The sequence below is a fragment of the Roseateles sp. P1_C1_2 genome (assembly GCF_056406535.1).
The window spans coordinates 16,112-32,656 of record NZ_JBFUAB010000028.1; the positions used below are offsets into that span (position 1 = coordinate 16,112).

Annotated in this window: 12 protein-coding genes; all 12 read right to left on the reverse strand. The window is 66.6% G+C overall.

The features are described 5' to 3' along the window. Positions 1-7 precede the first annotated feature (7 nt). The gene (gene mlaE / locus AC1D2H_RS24805) at positions 8-787 is read right to left on the reverse strand and encodes a lipid asymmetry maintenance ABC transporter permease subunit MlaE (RefSeq protein ID WP_477930452.1); all 780 of its coding nucleotides are present in this window, start codon (positions 785-787) and stop codon (positions 8-10) included. After that, on the reverse strand, positions 784-1,596 hold the full coding sequence (locus tag AC1D2H_RS24810; RefSeq protein WP_477930454.1) for an ABC transporter ATP-binding protein: 813 nt from the start codon (positions 1,594-1,596) through the stop codon (positions 784-786). The genes mlaE and AC1D2H_RS24810 overlap by 4 nt, the downstream gene beginning before the upstream one ends. Positions 1,597-1,672: 76 nt before the next feature. After that, positions 1,673-2,332, reverse strand: coding sequence for an energy transducer TonB (locus AC1D2H_RS24815; RefSeq protein ID WP_477930456.1), 660 nt, complete (start codon positions 2,330-2,332; stop codon positions 1,673-1,675). Further along, entirely contained in the window at positions 2,311-5,820 is a 3,510-nt protein-coding gene (locus AC1D2H_RS24820) for a pilus assembly protein (RefSeq protein WP_477930458.1), read from the reverse strand. The genes AC1D2H_RS24815 and AC1D2H_RS24820 overlap by 22 nt, the downstream gene beginning before the upstream one ends. Positions 5,821-5,839: 19 nt before the next feature. Further along, on the reverse strand, positions 5,840-6,511 hold the full coding sequence (locus tag AC1D2H_RS24825; RefSeq protein WP_477930459.1) for a pilus assembly PilX family protein: 672 nt from the start codon (positions 6,509-6,511) through the stop codon (positions 5,840-5,842). A gap of 4 nt (positions 6,512-6,515) precedes the next feature. After that, a complete protein-coding gene (locus AC1D2H_RS24830; RefSeq protein ID WP_478012786.1) occupies positions 6,516-7,622 on the reverse strand; it encodes a PilW family protein in 1,107 nt (368 codons plus the stop codon). A 13-nt stretch (positions 7,623-7,635) separates the two neighbouring features. Continuing rightward, on the reverse strand, positions 7,636-8,043 hold the full coding sequence (gene pilV, locus AC1D2H_RS24835) for a type IV pilus modification protein PilV (RefSeq protein ID WP_477930461.1): 408 nt from the start codon (positions 8,041-8,043) through the stop codon (positions 7,636-7,638). 25 nt (positions 8,044-8,068) lie between these two features. Beyond that, positions 8,069-8,683: a GspH/FimT family pseudopilin gene (locus AC1D2H_RS24840; RefSeq protein ID WP_477930462.1), complete on the reverse strand. Its 615-nt coding sequence runs from the start codon at positions 8,681-8,683 to the stop codon at positions 8,069-8,071. 7 nt (positions 8,684-8,690) lie between these two features. Beyond that, complete coding sequence (locus tag AC1D2H_RS24845; RefSeq protein ID WP_477930464.1) at positions 8,691-9,158, reverse strand: type IV pilin protein; 468 nt, start codon at positions 9,156-9,158, stop codon at positions 8,691-8,693. A gap of 244 nt (positions 9,159-9,402) precedes the next feature. Then, complete coding sequence (locus AC1D2H_RS24850) at positions 9,403-10,878, reverse strand: glutamate synthase subunit beta (protein ID WP_477930466.1); 1,476 nt, start codon at positions 10,876-10,878, stop codon at positions 9,403-9,405. Between the two features lie 12 nt (positions 10,879-10,890). Beyond that, positions 10,891-15,648 (reverse strand): glutamate synthase-related protein, encoded by a 4,758-nt coding sequence (locus tag AC1D2H_RS24855; RefSeq protein ID WP_477930467.1) that lies wholly within the window; start codon positions 15,646-15,648, stop codon positions 10,891-10,893. Positions 15,649-15,786: 138 nt separating this feature from the next. Next, positions 15,787-16,503, reverse strand: coding sequence for an REP-associated tyrosine transposase (locus AC1D2H_RS24860; protein ID WP_477930469.1), 717 nt, complete (start codon positions 16,501-16,503; stop codon positions 15,787-15,789). Positions 16,504-16,545 lie beyond the last annotated feature (42 nt).

Genomic DNA, 16,545 nt, shown 5'->3' on the forward strand with positions numbered 1-16,545 from the left:
CTTCTCCCTAAATCGAAAACATCATGGCGGTCAGCATGAAGTCCAGCGCCAGCACGGCCAGCGACGACACCACGACGGTCCGCGTGGTCGCCGCCGACACGCCTTCCGGCGTCGGCTTGCAACCATAACCCTGCAGCAGCGCGATGAAGGTGACTGTCACACCGAACACCAGGCTCTTGACGACGCCGTTGCCGACGTCCTTGAACACGTCCACGCCGCCTTGCATCTGCGACCAGAAGGCCCCGGCGTCGATGCCCAGCAGCGGCACGTCGACGAGCCAGCCGCCCATGATGCCAAGCGCCGAGAAGACCGCGGCCAGCAAGGGCATCGCGATGAAGCCGGCCCAGAAGCGCGGCGCCAGCACGCGCTGAATCGGGTCCACGGCCATCATTTCCATCGCGGTGAGCTGCTCGCCGGCCTTCATCAGGCCGATCTCGGCGGTCAGCGACGTGCCGGCGCGGCCCGCGAACAGCAGCGCCGTCACCACCGGCCCCAGTTCGCGCACCAGGCTGAGCGCCGTCAGCAGGCCCACGGCCTCGCGGGAGCCGTAGCGCTGCAGCGCGTAGTCGCCCTGCAGGGCCAGCACGGAGCCGACGAAGAGGCCCGACACGCCGATGATGAGCAGGGAGCGGTTGCCCAGATAGAAGAGCTGCTCGCGCACCAGCACGAAGCGCATCAGCGCCCGCGGCGAACAGGCAAGCAGTGACCAGAACAGGCGCGCGGCGGCACCCCAGTCGGCGAGCATCTGGCGCACGCCCAGGCCCACCTTGGCGGCCACAGCCATCATGACGCCACCCCGAAGTCCTCGGCCACGGGCCGGGCCGGTTGATGGAAGCGCACCGGACCGTCGGCCTCGGCACCGACGAACTGGCGCACCAGCGGGTCGTCGCTGTGGCGCAATTCATCCGGCGTGCCCTGAGCGACGATGCGGCCGTTGGCCACCATGGCCACCTCGTCGGCGATCTGGAAGGTCTCGTGCAGATCGTGCGAGACGATGACGCTGGTCAGGCCCAGCGCGTCGTTCAGGTCGCGGATCAGGCGGGCGGCGACACCCAACGAGATCGGGTCCAGGCCCGCGAAGGGCTCGTCGTACAGCACCAGGTCGGGGTCCAGCGCGATGGCGCGGGCCAGCGCCACGCGCCGGGCCATGCCGCCGGAGATCTCGCTGGGCAGCAGGTCGCGCGCGCCGCGCAGGCCGACGGCATTGAGCTTCATCAGCACCAGGTCGCGGATCATGGCCTCGGGCAGGTCGGTGTGCTCACGCAGCGGGAAGGCCACGTTCTCGTAGACGCTGAGGTCGGTGAACAGCGCGCCGAACTGGAACAGCATGCCCATGCGCCGGCGCACGGCGTACAGGCCGTCCAGGTCCAGCGGCGCCAGGTCCTGGCCGTCGAACAGCACCTCGCCGCCCAAGGGTCTGAGCTGGCGGCCGAACAGGCGCAGCATGGTGGTCTTGCCGCCACCCGAGGTGCCGATCAGCGCCAGCACCTTGCCGCGCTGCAGCTTCAGGTTGACTCCATCGAGGATGACGCGGTCGCCATAGCCGACGCTGACGTTGCGCAGTTCGATCAGGGGAACAGGTGCCGAGGGATTCACGCGATCAGGCCAAAGCCGGGCGGGAGAAAGGGCGCCATGATAGGGGAAACACCAAGCCTTCCCGCACAGCCGGTCTTCATGGCGGAGCGGCGACTTTGTCCGACTCGAAGCTCACCTCGATGCGTACCCAGGACTTGACCGCCTGGCCATTCAACTGCCCGGGGCTGAAGTCGGTGGCCATGAAGGCCTGCCGCGCCGTCTCGAACAGCGGCTCGGGCAACACGGCGTCGCCATCGGGCTCGACGCGCTCGACCCGACCCTGCTCGTCCAGGTAGAGCCTGAGGATGGCCGTGTAGGAACGCCGCAGCGGCCAGTTGGGGGGCCACTGCAGCAGCACGGCCGTGCGCGCCACGGGCCCCACGCTGAGCAGCGCCCGCGGCACATAGACGGCTGGCTCGACGGTGGGCACCGCCACCGGTTCAGGTGAAGGCGCAGGTGAAGGCTCAGGAGGTGGCTCAGGAGGAGCCGTCGCCTCTGTCGCCGGGCCGGGGGTGGCGGCCACCGGCGGTGCCTGCTCGGCGGCCGGCGCCACCCGCAAGTCGGCAGGCGCAGCCACGTACCGGACCGTCAGCGCCGCCGGCGTGTCGCCGGGCTTGGGCAGCAGCAGCTCCCGCTTCCAATCGCTCAGGGCCTGAGCCCCGGAGGCGAGCAGCGCGAAGTGCACCAGCGCCGCCCCGGCCAGGCACCACCAGGGCGGGCCGGCGCGCGCGCCCTTCAGTTCATCAGCTCGCGCCATGAGGTGCGGCGCAGGGTGCCTGGCGGCACGGTGATCGGGTCGGCACCTGCGCGCGAGATGTTCTTGCCATCGACCTGCTGCACCAGGGTCAGCAGCTTGCCGGTGGAGCTGACGATGCTCGTGATACCTGCCACCAGCGTCGTGCTGGAATAGGTCAGCAGCGGCTTGCCGGAACCGACGTCCAGGTAGTACAGCCAGGAGGTACCGCCGGGCGAGCAGACCGTCGGCTGCGGGATGTTGCTGGCGACGATGAGCTGGTTGAGCTGCTGGTCGAAGTCGACGTTGACCCGCTCGCCGGCGCTGAGGCTGAGGTCGACATACCAGCCCTTCTGCGTGGCCCAGTTGATCGTCGCGCCGCTCACCAGGCCGCTGCGGTCGGCCTTCAGCGTCTGCTTGACCATGCCGGCATTGCTGCGCAGGGCGCCCAGGCCGGTCACGGTCAGGTCGTCCTTGAAGGTGTAGATGGACTGCAACGCGGTGTCGCCAACGTCCGTGGTGCCCAGATAGCGCCCCGTGGCCACCGACACGACCGGGTATTTGTAGTTGCCGTTGATGATCTCGGTCAGCACGGGCTTGGTCGTGATGGGCTGGTTGCTGCCGGTCGTGCCCAGCAGCATGCTTTCCTTGCCGGCCACGCCATAGTTGTCGTCGAAGTCGAAGCGCCAGACATTGCCCAGCATGTCGGCGCCATAGACGCGCGATGCGACGGCAAGCTCGTCGTCATCCACCCAGGCGTTGATCTTGCCCAGGTTGCTGGGCGTGGAGGGGCTGCCCGCCGCGGTCGCGATCTTGCTGCTGGCGTCCACCAGCGCGCCCGTCACGGCGTCCAACACATACAGATAGCCCACGCCCGAGGTGTTGTTGTAGCCCGAGGTGAACATCACGACCCAGCGGCCGGCCTTGTTCTTGGTGATGATGGGGTTGCCGTAGCTGTAGCCCAGGTCGCCGTCGCTGCTGTACTCCCACAGCGCCTTGGGGGATGCCGGGTCGGTGATGTCGAGGGCGTAGTAGCCCTTGCCGCCCTTGCCCAGGCCGCCCACCAGAATGGTGCGCCACTTGGTGCCGTCGTACACGTCGCCCACTACCGGCGCGCCGTCGACGAAGAAGCGGTGCTTGGATTCATAGGCGGCGTCGGCCAGCAGGTACATATTGGACATGACCATGGACGGCACATAGGCCCACAGCTCCGTGCCGCCGGTGGCGTCGGCCACGTTGTCCGCCACCTTGATGGCGTGCAGCATGCCGTCGTTGGCGCCCACGTAGAGCACACCCTGGCGGGAGGCCGTCGTCGTGACGAAGGCGCTGTAGCCGGGGTCGGCCAGGCTCATGGGCGACTTCTTCACGTAGACGGGCGCGCCGTTGACGATGTCGCCCATCGGGCCGGTGCGGGTGCGGAACACCTTGTCGGCATCGGCGTTGGCGGACTGCTCGTAGGTGGTCGTGCCGCGCAGGAAGTTGATGAGATTGGCGGCCGTGGCCTTGGGCTTGGCGCCCGCGTCCATCGTCACGCACTGGCTCAGCTTCTCCGCCCCCGTGGTGCACAGGTTCTGGAAGTTGCTGACCTTGCCGGCGGTGGTCAGGTTGGCCTCGGTGAAATCGACGAGGGTGTTGCTGCCGTTGTTGAACAGGATGGTGCGCGAGGCCTGGCCCTTGATGCGATCGGAGGCCGACCAGATCGGCGTGCCGGGGTTCAGCACAGCGCCCGTGCCGGTGTCGATCTTGAACGCATTGACGGTGCCGTCCCAGGTTTTGGTGGTGTAGAGGGGGATGAACAACCAGTCATCGCCCGCCGACGGCGTCAGCGAGCTGGTGGCCGCCGCGGCAGAGCTGCCGGTGGCCGCGTCGATGCGGGTCAGCGCATCCACGAGGCTGGCGGCCATCTCCGACGCGTTATTGGCGCTGTAGTAGGTGCCACGCCCGTTCACGGCAGCGTGCCAGAGGTCATCGACAGCCGTGAGCGTGTTGGACAGCGGCTCCGGCCACACCTTGTTGCCCTGCTTGATGTCGTAGAAGTCGCCGCTGCGCTGGGTTTCGTAGTTCTTGTCGTAGGTCAGCGTGCCGCTCAGGCCCAGGCCCAGCGTGAACGTGGTCATGTGCTGGGCCGAGTTGTTGTCCTTGGTGTCGACCGGCACGATGTTGTCGCAGACGTCCTGGTTGGCGACCGAGCCCGTGCAGTTGCCCAGGGTCGCGGTGCGCAGGTCGGTGACGTAGTAGTACTGCGCCACGTCGGCCAGTGTGTCGGCGTAGCCGGCGCCGCCGTTGGCCTCATCGCGCATCGGCCGTGCCACCGACGCGCCCGCATCGGTGTTGCCGATGCCCACGGTGCCGGCCAGGTCCTTGTGCGTGATGCTGCCCTCGTTCCAGTAACCGTCCGTCGACAGGATGGTGTAGTTGCGCTGGCAGGCGTACTGCATCGGATCCGTCTGCCCGGTTAACCGGTTGGCGAAGTAGCGGCCAGCCCGCGCCAGCGCTGGCCGCAGCGGCGTGGTGCTGTTGCCCGAGGTGCCATACAGACGGGTGAAGAAGTCGGTCTTCTGCGTGCCGCCATCGAAGTCGCCGACGTTCAGGAAGCCCGTGCTGTTGGCGCCGCCATTGGCGTACTCGCTGATCTTGGAGAAGCCGACGCGGAATCGCGTGGCGTCGATCCTGGCGAAGGCCATGCCGGCACCGGCCCGCATGGCCAGCATGCGGGTGCGGTAGTAGGAGAACCAGTTGGCGTAGTTCTGCTTTTGCGCGGCGGTCGCGTTCTGGGCGCGCACGACGTCGAAGTCGGGGCCTGCACAGCTGCTGCCCGTTTTCCCGGCCTTGGGCGTCGCCCAGAGGAAAGGGCCGTAGTCGCCTTCGGTCTTGGTCGTGGTGATGGTGGTCTGAAGGGAGCAGCTGTTTGCTACGCCGCTTTTGCAGGTCTTGCCGGGCGCATTGATGCGGGAGTAGGTCGTCACGACGGAAGTCGTCGAATTGCTGGGGCTGTCGTAGTTCGACGTGGTGGTGGTGCCCGGCACCGCACAGGCGTTGTCGTTTCTGGCGCCGCACACGGCCGAAGTGACCGACTGGCTGGGGTTGCCGATGGTCGCCCCGACGACCCCGGGTGTTTCGGGGTTGTCGTTGCTCAGATCGACGGTGCTCGACCCGCTCTTGTAGCCGTCATTCCAGGCGGCCGTGAAACTCGCATTCGCCATCGAAGTGCCATCGGATTTCAAGGGCACCGGATAGTTGCGGTTGGGGTCGAAGAAGATCTTGTTGGCGCCGACCCAGCCGAAGCAGACGTCGCCGGTGGGCGCGTCGTCGGGCAGGTAGTTGTCGTTCATGGAGCCCGAGTCATCGAGCACGAACATCAGGTTGGAGCGCACCAGCGTGCCATTGGCCATGCTGCTCAGCGGCCGGTCGGCCAGGTCGGCCGATCCGGCGCTCGCCGTCGCCGCGGCCAGCAGCAAGGGCAGGCCCCCGGCCAGCCACCGCAACCCAGGGAGAAAAGAGGTCGTTTTCATGCTTGATCTCCTGCGTGGCCTACAGCTGGACCATGGTTTCGGTGAACGAGACGGTGCCGCGTGCGCTGGTGCTGCGCACGACGATGCGGTAGTACTGGGAATTCGAGACGAGGGCCTGCGCCTTGCCCGCCTTGTAGTCCTGCACGCCCTTGTTGCCGCCGCCCGTGAGCGCCGAGCCGGTCGGCACCGCACAGTCGACCGCCGACGGCGCACCTTCAGCTGCGCAAAGCCGCGTGATGATGTAGCGCGCCGTGTTGGCGCCGCCATTGAGGCTGATGTCGGCGGATGGGCGCACGCAGGTGCCCCAGCTGCCCGCCGCGTAGAGCAAGCAGGTGCCGGTGCCGTTGCCGGTCCAGTCCACCACCGCCCGCGTGTTGGCGGTGGAACCCTGGCCGGTCACGTCCAGCGCGTCGCGGCTGGTGGCGTAGTAGCCGGCGGCTGCCTGGTCCGTGTGCAGCGTCGTGCCGGCGTTGGCGTTCAGGTAGGCGACGGCCGACTCGGCGGCCTGGCTGGCCGCCGACGTCGCGTCCTGCTTGAAGCCGAGGTTGCCGATGACCAGCGCGCTGGTGTCCACCGACCGCACCAGCGCCACCGCCGCCAGCGAGATGATGACGAGGGCGATCAGCGCGAATATCAGCGAGACCCCGCGCTGCCGGCGGGTCGGCGTTGTCGTGATTGCGTGGCAGTTCATCATTTCATCGTCCCCAGATCACGTTGCGCAGGGGTGCCGTCACCTCGAACACCGAGTAGCGGTAGTGCTTCCAGTCCGGTACACCGCTGATCGTCAGGTCGAGGCACCTGCTGGTGCCGCAAGTGGTGGCGCCGGTGACGGTGCCCACGGTGCCAACGTCCCACTTGGGCGCGGCGACGGTCACTTCGTCCTTCTGGTAGCTCCCGCTGCGTGCGACCAGCGCCAGCCGCACGGCCTGCACCTGCCGCCAGCCGGCATTGGTGGTGGGCGTCACGTTGTCGTAGGTGTCGACGACGTCGTCAGCGTTGGTGTCCTTGCCATACAGGGCACGCAGCATGACGATCTGCGGGAACAACTCCTGCGACTGCATGGCGCCCGTGGTCAGGTCCAGGGTCTGCTGCTGCAGGTTGTAGTTGGCGTCCACCGCGAAAGTGCGCCGCACCAGTTGACCCGCGTTGATCAGCCGGTCGCCCGCGAAGTAGCCTGCAGCCGGCGCCACCTGGGCGCCGCTGTTCCAGGGCGACGTTGTGCCATGCACGGCCTGGTTGCTGTTGGCGAGCGCCGTGACCCGGTAGGCGCCGCACCAGTTGGTGGCGGAGTAGCTGGTGGGCACGGCGATCACGATGTCGCCCGCCGAGATCCCCACCGCCGATCGCAGCGTGAATCGATCCGCCGTGGTCGGGTGGTCGACGCTGATCAACGCCGGCACGGCATAGGCGCGGCCTGACGACATGACCGTGATGCTGTCGGGGGCGCCGTTGGCTCCGGCGGTGATCACCAGGGGCACGAGCGGCCAGTTGAAGGCGCCGCCGGCGGTGTGGTTGGCAGAGATCGGGCAGCCGAGCGCGGACAGCTCGTTGATGAGGCCGTAGCCGGCCATCTGGATCTCGCGCTGCAGGGTGTAAAGCCCCAGCGAGCCGTTGACCTGGGCATCGGCGCCACCGGTCGTCACGCGCTTCTGCCCTTCGGCGAAGGACAGCACCTGGGCGGTCACCAGCACGACGACCAGGCCCAGCAGCAGCCCGATCATCAGCTCGATGAGCGTCACGCCACGCACGGCTGCACGGCCCAGCGCGCTGCGGCCGGGGTTCAGTTTGGAATGCAAGACCATCACGGGGCGGCCCTCAGTTGATGGACGAGGCCATGTTGAATCGACTCTGCGATTCACCGGCCGCCGTCCAGCGGATCTCGATGGACACCACCCCCGTGTTGGCCACAGTCACGGTGGATTGGCCGCCGGGAAGCCGGGCCGCCACGCGGGCTTGCCAGTCCGTGCAGGCGGCCCCGCAGCTGGCCGTGGCGTAGGCGTTCAGGTTGGCGCGGTCGGTCCACATCGCGCCGAGCAACTGCTGTGCGAGGAAGGCTGCCTCGGCCCGGAAGGTGGCGGACGTCTGGGCGCGCGTCATGGCCCCTTGCAGGCCCACGACGCCCAGCACGCCCATCGCGCAGATCAACAGCGCGACCAGGGCTTCGAGCATCGCAAAACCGGTGTGCCGGCCGCGGCCAGCCTTCAGCTTCGAGCTTGTTTTCATGCCTGGAACTCCATGATGCAGCGGGTCAGCACTTGCGCGGGTCACTGCTGGCGGCGACCTTGGGCTCGCACATCCGGACGGTGCCGCCGGTCCCGATGACGATGCGCAGCGCGCGGAAGTCATCGCCAGGGACCTTGTTGTCGATGTCCAGCGTCGTCAGAGTTGCTATCGCAGGCGACATGTCCACAGCGCGGCCGAAACCGTTGAACACGACGGTGTCGGCATCACCGCCACCAGAATCGGAGCTTGACACCACGACATTCTGGGAGCCGCTGCCGGCGGCCTGCTTGTCCAGGATACGGGGTGCCGTCGTGTCGCTGACCGCGGTCGCGCATTTGCCGCTCGGGTCGTCAAGGCTGATCACCCACGATGCGTTGTCTTCGTTAACCGAGCAGCTGTTGTCCATCACCGCCACGTTGCTCAGGGTCACGAGCGAGAAGCGCACATTGGTGTTGCGCCGCATCGCCTCGGCGCGGGCACGCTGCAGCCCGGTCTGCAGGGACGTGGCCACGTTGCGGATCTGGGTGTTGCGTATCCAGGCGCTGGCGCTGGGAATCACGGCCGCGAGCAGCAAAGCCATCAGGCCGACCACCACCACCAGCTCCACCAAGGTGACACCCCGCAGGGCCTGCCGCTTCATAGCCACCTCAGCACTCCGTGCCCTTGGCGAGCCAGCAGTTCTTGCCGCTCACAGCCGTGCTCTTGAAAGTGGTCGTGGTTTGCAGATTGGCTTGGTTGAGGGTGTACACATGCCCAACCGATACCGTACCCGTCTTGCCGGTGGCGGTGAGGGTGTAGCCCTGCCCGGAGGCGGTCAGGGTGCAGGCATAGGTGAAGTTCTTGGCGCCGTTGGGGACGAAGGTCTTCCAGCTCGGGGCGGCGGCACCGTCGGCGCAGACCGTGGTCCCGTAGGCGCGGTTGTCCTGGTAGTACTGCTCCATCTTGATCCGGTAGTCCGCCAGCTGCGAGAAGCTTTCGGGCAGGGTGCCGCGGCGCACATAGTCCTTGTATTGCGGCACCGCCACTGCGGCCAGGATGCCCACGATGGCCACCGCGATCATGAGCTCGATCAGCGTGAAGCCACGTTGAACCTGAGGAGGCGCGAATTGGGACATGGGCAGTTCCTGTGGTGCGAAGACGAGGCGATGAGCGCTCGCCAGAGGGACCATCAAGTGGTCGTTTCGGGGCATTCTGCGGCAGGGCCGGCGTGAATGTCGTGCAAAACTGCGCACCGCGGCGCGGCTTCTCGACGGGCGTTCGCGCCACTGCGACGAACGGCAGGCCCCGGTAAGCAATTGCTACGGCGCCATGAAAAACGCGACCCGGAGGTCGCGTTGCAGGGGGAAAGGCGGCGCTGCTTCAGCGCGGCAGCGTCGTCGAACCCATCAGGTATTCATCCACCGCGCGGGCCGCCTGGCGGCCTTCGCGGATGGCCCAGACCACCAGGCTCTGGCCGCGGCGCATGTCGCCGGCCGCGAAAACCTTGTCGACATTGGTCTTGTAGGCGTTGGCGCCTTCGGTGGCGGCCTTGCCGTTGCCACGCGCATCCTTGTCGACGCCGAAGGCCTCCAGGATGGTCGCGACCGGCGACACGAAGCCCATCGCCAGGAAAGCCATGTCGGCCTTCAGGATCTGCTCGCTGCCCTCGATCTCGGTCATCTTGCCGCCCTGCCATTGCAGACGCACGGTCTTGACGCCGGTCAGCTTGCCCTTCTCGCCGACGAATTCCTTGGTGGCGATGGCGAACTCGCGCTCGCAGCCCTCTTCATGGCTGGACGAGGTGCGCAGCTTGATCGGCCAATAGGGCCAAGTCAGCGGGCGGTCTTCCACTTCGGGCGGCTGGGGCAGCAGTTCGAACTGCGTCACGCTCTTGGCGCCGTGGCGGTTGCTCGTTCCCACGCAGTCGCTGCCGGTGTCGCCACCGCCGATGACGATGACGTGCTTGCCATCGGCGCGCAGCTGGTTCTTCAGCTTGTCACCGGCATTGACCTTGTTCTGCTGGGGCAGGAACTCCATCGCGAAATGCACGCCGGCCAGATCACGGCCGGGCACGGGCAGGTCGCGCGACTGCTCGGCGCCGCCGGTCAGCACGATGGCGTCGAACTGGCTCTTCAGCTCGTCTGCCTGAACAGTTTCCTTGGCCCAGTTGGTGACCTTGGATCCCTCGGGCAGGGACGCAACCATCACGCCGGTGCGGAACTCGACGCCCTCGGCCTTCATCTGCTCGACGCGGCGGTCGATGTGGGACTTCTCCATCTTGAAGTCCGGGATGCCGTAGCGCAGCAGGCCACCGACGCGGTCGTTCTTCTCGAAGACGGTGACGCTGTGGCCGACGCGGGCCAGTTGCTGGGCGGCGGCCAGGCCGGCCGGGCCGGCACCGACGACGGCGACCTTCTTGCCGGTACGCACCTTGGGCGGCTGGGCTGTGACCCAACCCTCGGCCCAGGCGCGGTCGATGATGGCGTGCTCGATGGACTTGATGCCCACCGCGTCGTCATTGACGTTCAGCGTGCAGGCTGCCTCACAGGGCGCGGGGCAGATGCGGCCGGTGAACTCGGGGAAGTTGTTGGTGCTGTGCAGCACGTGAATGGCGTTCTTCCAGTCTTCCGCGCGGCCCTTGTAGACCAGGTCGTTGAAGTCGGGAATGACGTTGTTGACCGGGCAGCCGCTGTTGCAGAACGGCGTGCCGCAGTCCATGCAGCGCGCGCCCTGCTGCTTCGCCTGGTCGACGTTCAGCGCGATGACGAATTCCTTGTAGTTCTTGACGCGAGCGGGGACGGGCTCGTAGCCCTCTTCCAGACGCTCGTACTCCATGAAGCCAGTAACCTTGCCCATGCTTGGCGCTCCTTAAGCCTTGACTGCTTCAGGCGCCTTGGCCTGAGCGATGGTTTGTGCGGCTTCCCTGGCGGCGTTGATCTCGCCCAGGGCACGGCGGTATTCGTTCGGGAACACCTTGACGAACTTGGCACGCGACTCGGCCCAGTGGTCGAGGATGTCACGGGCGCGCTGGCTGCCAGTCCAGCGGTGGTGGTCTTCCAGCAGCTTCTTCAGGATGGTTTCGTCGGTCTGGGCCTCGCGGTCCACGCCGTCGACACCCTTGGTGCGATGCCAGATGGCCTTGTCGACGCTGGCTTCCTGCTCGGTCGAGGTCGCCAGCTTCTCCAGCGACACCATGCTGGTGTTGCAACGCTTGGCGAAGTGACCGTCCTCGTCATAGACGTAGGCGATGCCGCCGCTCATGCCGGCCGCGAAGTTGCGGCCGGTCTTGCCGAGCACGGCAACGGTGCCGCCGGTCATGTACTCGCAGCCATGGTCGCCGGTGCCTTCGACGACGGCCGTCGCGCCCGACAGCCGCACCGCAAAGCGCTCGCCGGCGACGCCGCGGAAGAAGGCCTCGCCGCGTGTCGCGCCGTACAACGCCGTGTTGCCGACGATGATGTTCTTGGTCGCGTCGCCACGGAAGTCGATGCTGGGACGCACGACGATGCGGCCGCCCGACATGCCCTTGCCGGTGTAGTCGTTGGCGTCACCGATCAGATAGAAGCTGATGCCCTGGGCCAGGAAGGCACCGAAGCTCTGGCCGCCCGTGCCTTCCATCTGGATGAAGATGGTGTGGTCGGGCAGGCCCTCGGGCTTGCGGCGGATCAGCTCGCCGGACAGGCGCGCACCCACCGAGCGGCGCACATTCGTCACTTCCTGCATGAACTGCACCTTCTCGCCCTTCTCGAAGGCGGGCAGGCACTTCTCGATGAGCTTCACATCGAGCGCACGCTCCAGACCATGGTCCTGCACATCGTTGTGGATGCGGGCCACGTCGGCGGGAACGTTGGGGCGGTGGAAGATGCGGGCGAAATCCAGGCCCTTGGCCTTCCAGTGCGAGATGGCCTTCTTGGTGTCCAGCCAGTCCGAACGACCGATCAGCTCGTCGAACTTGCGCACGCCCAGCTGGGCCATGATCTGGCGCGCTTCCTCGGCGACGAAGAAGAAGTAGTTGACGACATGCTCGGGGCGGCCGGTGAACTTCTTGCGCAGCACCGGGTCCTGCGTGGCCACGCCCACCGGGCAGGTGTTGAGGTGGCACTTGCGCATCATGATGCAGCCTTCGGCCACCAGCGGCGCGGTGGCGAAGCCGAACTCGTCGGCGCCCAGCAGCGCGCCGATGACGACATCGCGGCCGGTCTTCATCTGGCCGTCGGCCTGCACGCGCACGCGGCCGCGCAGGCGGTTCAGCACCAGGGTCTGCTGGGCTTCGGCCAGGCCCAGCTCCCACGGCGTGCCGCAGTGCTTGATGGACGACCACGGCGAGGCGCCGGTGCCGCCGTCATGGCCGGCGATGACGATGTGGTCGGCCTTGCACTTGGCCACACCAGTGGCCACTGTGCCCACGCCGACTTCGGACACCAGCTTGACCGACACGTCCGCCTTCGGGTTGACGTTCTTCAGGTCGTGGATGAGCTGGGCCAGATCCTCGATGGAATAGATGTCGTGGTGGGGCGGCGGGCTGATGAGGCCGACACCCGGCACCGAGTGGCGCAGCATGCCGATGTATTCGGATACCTTGCCGCCGGGCAGCTGGCCGCCCTCGCCGGGCTTGGCGCCCTGGGCCATCTTGATCTGGATCTGGTCGGCGCTGACCAGGTATTCCGTCGTGACGCCGAAGCGGCCGGATGCAACCTGCTTGATCTTGGAGCGCAGGCTGTCGTTTTCCTTCAGCTCGTAGTCGACGGCGATGACCTTGCCGTCGATCACATCGCTGATCTTGGTGCCATCGGTGATCTTGATGCCCTTGAGCTCGTTGCGGTAGCGGGCCGGGTCTTCGCCGCCCTCACCCGTGTTGCTCTTGCCGCCGATGCGGTTCATGGCGACGGCCAGCGTGGCGTGGGCTTCGGTGGAGATGGAGCCCAGCGACATCGCACCGGTGGCGAAGCGCTTGACGATGTCGGCCGCCGACTCGACTTCCTCCAGCGGCACGGCCTTTGCGGGATCGAACTTGAACTCGAACAGGCCGCGCAGCGTCATGTGGCGCTTGCTCTGGTCGTTGATGAGCTGGGCGTAGTCCTTGTAGGTCTCGAACTTGCCCGAACGCGCTGCGTGCTGCAGCTTGGCGATGGCGTCCGGCGTCCACATATGCTCTTCGCCGCGGGTGCGCCAGGCGTATTCGCCGCCGGTCTCCAGCATGCTGTCCAGCAGCGGGTCATCGCTGAAGGCCGCCTCGTGCATGCGGATGGCTTCCTCGGCCACCTCGAAGACGCCGATGCCGCCCACCTGGGTGGCCGTGCCGCGGAAGTACTTCTCGACGAAGTCCGCCTTCAGGCCGATGGCCTCGAAGATCTGCGCGCCGCAGTAGGACATATAGGTCGAGATGCCCATCTTGGACATGATCTTGGACAGACCCTTGCCCACCGCCTTGATGTAGTTGTAGCGGGCCTGCTCGGCCGTCAGCTTGGCCGGCAGTTCATCACCCATGGCCTCCAGCGTCTCGAGCGCGAGGTAGGGGTGGACGGCTTCGGCACCGTAGCCGGCCAGCACGGCGAAATGGTGCACCTCGCGGGCCGTGCCGGTCTCGACGATCAGGCCGGCCGTCGTGCGCAGGCCTTCACGCACCAGGTGATGGTGGACGGCGGACAGGGCCAGCAGCGCCGGGATGGCGATGCGGTCGGCGCTGAGGTGGCGGTCCGTGATGATGAGGATGTTGTGGCCGGTCTTGATCGCGTCCACGGCCGAAGCGCACAGCGAGGCCAGCTGCGCTTCCACGCCGGCACGGCCCCAGTCGCGCGGATAGGTGATGTCCAGCTCGCTGGGCTTGAACTTGCCGTGGGTGGGCGCCTCGATGCCACGCAGGCGCGCCATGTCGTCGAAGTCCAGGATGGGCTGGCTGACTTCCAGGCGCATCGGCGGGTTGATGGCGTTGATGTCCAGCAGGTTCGGCTTGGGGCCGATGAAGCTGTTCAGCGACATCACGATGTTTTCGCGGATCGGGTCGATCGGCGGGTTCGTGACCTGGGCGAACAGCTGCTTGAAGTAGTTGTAGAGCGGCTTGTTCTTGCCCGACAGCACCGCCAGCGGCGAGTCGTTGCCCATCGAGCCAATGCCTTCTTCGCCATTGGCGGCCATGGGGGCGAGCAGGAACTTGATGTCCTCCTGCGTCGTGCCGAAGGCCTGCTGGCGGTCCAGCAGCGTCGTCGTGAAGCCCGGGCGGGCAGTCTCGGGCACGGCGATATCGTCCAGCTTGACGCGGACGTTCTCGATCCACTGGCGATAGGGGCGCGCGTTGGCAAACTGATTCTTCAGTTCCTCGTCATCGACGATGCGCCCCTGCTCCAGGTCGATAAGGAACATCTTGCCGGGCTGCAGGCGCCACTTCTTGACGATCTTGGCCTCGGGAATGGGCAGCACGCCACTTTCCGAGGCCATGACGACGAGGTCGTCGTCGGTGATGCAGTAGCGGGCCGGACGCAGGCCATTGCGGTCCAGCGCGGCGCAGACCTGGCGGCCGTCGGTGAAGGCCATGGCGGCCGGGCCGTCCCACGGCTCCATCATGGCGGCGTGGTACTCGTAGAAGGCGCGGCGGCGCTCGTCCATGCCCTCGTGCTGCTCCCAGGCTTCCGGGATCATCATCATGGCGGCGTGAGCGAGCGGGTAGCCGCTCATCGTCAGCAGCTCGATGGCGTTGTCGAAGGTGGCCGTGTCGGACTGGTGCTCGAAGCTGATCGGGTAGAGCTTCTTCAGGTCGTCGCCCAGCACCGGCGACTTCATGACGCCTTCGCGGGCGCGCATCCAGTTGAAGTTGCCCTTGACCGTGTTGATCTCGCCGTTGTGGCAGACCATGCGGTAGGGGTGGGCCAGCGGCCACTCGGGGAAGGTGTTGGTGGAGAAGCGCTGGTGCACCAGGGCGATGGCCGAGACGACGCGCGGGTCGGCCAGGTCCAGGTAGTACTTGCCGACCTGGTCGGCCAGCAGCAGGCCCTTGTAGATGACGGTGCGGCAGCTCATGCTGGGCACGTAGTACTCGCGGCTGTGCGTGAGCTTCAAGGCCTGGATGGCGCTGGAGGCGGTCTTGCGGATGACGTAGAGCTTCCGCTCCAGCGCGTCAGGCACGATGATGTCCGGGCCGCGGCCGATGAAGATCTGGCGGATCACCGGCTCCTTCTCGCGCACGGTCGGCGACATGGGCATGTCGCGGTCCACCGGCACGTCGCGCCAGCCGATCAGCACCTGGCCCTCGGCCTTGATGGCGCGGGCGAGTTCCTGCTCGCAGGCGAGGCGCGAGGCGGCCTCCTTGGGGAGGAAGATCATGCCGACGCCGTACTCGCCGGGCGGCGGCAGGTTGACACCCTGCTTGGCCATCTCGGCGCGGTAGTACTCGTCCGGGATCTGGATCAGGATGCCGGCGCCGTCGCCCATCAGCTTGTCGGCACCCACCGCGCCGCGGTGGTCCAGGTTCTCGAGGATCTTCAGCCCCTGCTGGACGATGTTGTGCGCCTTCTGGCCCTTGATATGCGCCACAAAGCCGAGGCCGCAGGCATCCTTCTCATTGCCCGGCCGGTAGAGCCCGTGCTCGGCAAGGTCTTGGATCTCGGCTTGAATCTGCGCAGCGTGGCTCATGGCGCCCTCCTGGAACACAACAGGGCGGAAGATTAATGCAGTGCAGCAAATGCGGCAACTTGATTAAATTAGGGTCAGAGTCAATTTAATTTTGTCTCCGTTGCTCGTGCAAGTTAATTGGGGCCATAGTCAAAGCAGCTAGCCGATCTCGCCCTGGGGCGACGGCTGTGTTGGTTTGCGTGGCCGCCCGCGCGGCCGCTTGATCGCCACTTTCGGGTGAACGTCAGCCAAAACGCCCAGGAAAGCCTCGCTGCCCACCGGTCGGCCACGCAGCACGGCTTCGGTGAACTGCGCCTGCTCCAGGGCCGTGGTGCCCTGCTCCATCAACTCCGCATAGGCATGCTCACGCTCGAAGGGTGTGTTGCCCAGCGACCAATACAGCTCGTGCTCGGTGACCAAGGCGCTGCGGGTGCGGCCGAGGTGATGCGCGGCACTCGACCAAGGCCACTGCGCCGCTTCCTGGCAGAGGCCCGCTCGCACCGGATTCAGCTCGATATAGCGCATGCAGGCCAGCAGGTGCCGCTCGCCCTCGATCAGCCCGGCTCGGAAGCGCCCTTCCCAAAGCGTGCCACTGCGCTGGTGGCGAGTGTTGAACCAGGCCACGTAGCGACGGCCGAGCGACTGCATCATGCGGCTGAGGGCGTCCACCTCCGGCGGCGTCAGCAGCAGGTGCAGGTGGTTGTCCATCAGCACATAGGCATGGATGGCCACCCGGTATTGCGCCGCAACCTCTGCCAGGGTGGCCAGCATGTGCTGGCGATCATGGTCGCTGAAGAAGATGGCCTGGCGGTTGTTGCCGCGCAGGATGACGTGGTGAGGCTGACCCGGCAGGATCAGTCGAGGGAGACGGGCCATGAATGCATCCCTATCGGCACAGCGGCCTTGGCAGGAGCATTC

Excerpts from the sequence above, each read along its gene's own strand:
- AC1D2H_RS24830 (WP_478012786.1), bottom strand. The coding sequence starts at position 7,622 with ATGGTCTTGCATTCCAAACTGAACCCCGGCCGCAGCGCGCTGGGCCGT.
- AC1D2H_RS24860 (WP_477930469.1), bottom strand. The coding sequence starts at position 16,503 with ATGGCCCGTCTCCCTCGACTGATCCTGCCGGGTCAGCCTCACCACGTC.
- AC1D2H_RS24815 (WP_477930456.1), bottom strand. The coding sequence starts at position 2,332 with ATGGCGCGAGCTGATGAACTGAAGGGCGCGCGCGCCGGCCCGCCCTGG.
- AC1D2H_RS24825 (WP_477930459.1), bottom strand. The coding sequence starts at position 6,511 with ATGAACTGCCACGCAATCACGACAACGCCGACCCGCCGGCAGCGCGGG.
- AC1D2H_RS24850 (WP_477930466.1), bottom strand. The coding sequence starts at position 10,878 with ATGGGCAAGGTTACTGGCTTCATGGAGTACGAGCGTCTGGAAGAGGGC.
- AC1D2H_RS24820 (WP_477930458.1), bottom strand. The coding sequence starts at position 5,820 with ATGAAAACGACCTCTTTTCTCCCTGGGTTGCGGTGGCTGGCCGGGGGC.
- AC1D2H_RS24855 (WP_477930467.1), bottom strand. The coding sequence starts at position 15,648 with ATGAGCCACGCTGCGCAGATTCAAGCCGAGATCCAAGACCTTGCCGAG.
- pilV (WP_477930461.1), bottom strand. The coding sequence starts at position 8,043 with ATGAAAACAAGCTCGAAGCTGAAGGCTGGCCGCGGCCGGCACACCGGT.
- mlaE (WP_477930452.1), bottom strand. The coding sequence starts at position 787 with ATGATGGCTGTGGCCGCCAAGGTGGGCCTGGGCGTGCGCCAGATGCTC.
- AC1D2H_RS24840 (WP_477930462.1), bottom strand. The coding sequence starts at position 8,683 with ATGAAGCGGCAGGCCCTGCGGGGTGTCACCTTGGTGGAGCTGGTGGTG.
- AC1D2H_RS24845 (WP_477930464.1), bottom strand. The coding sequence starts at position 9,158 with ATGTCCCAATTCGCGCCTCCTCAGGTTCAACGTGGCTTCACGCTGATC.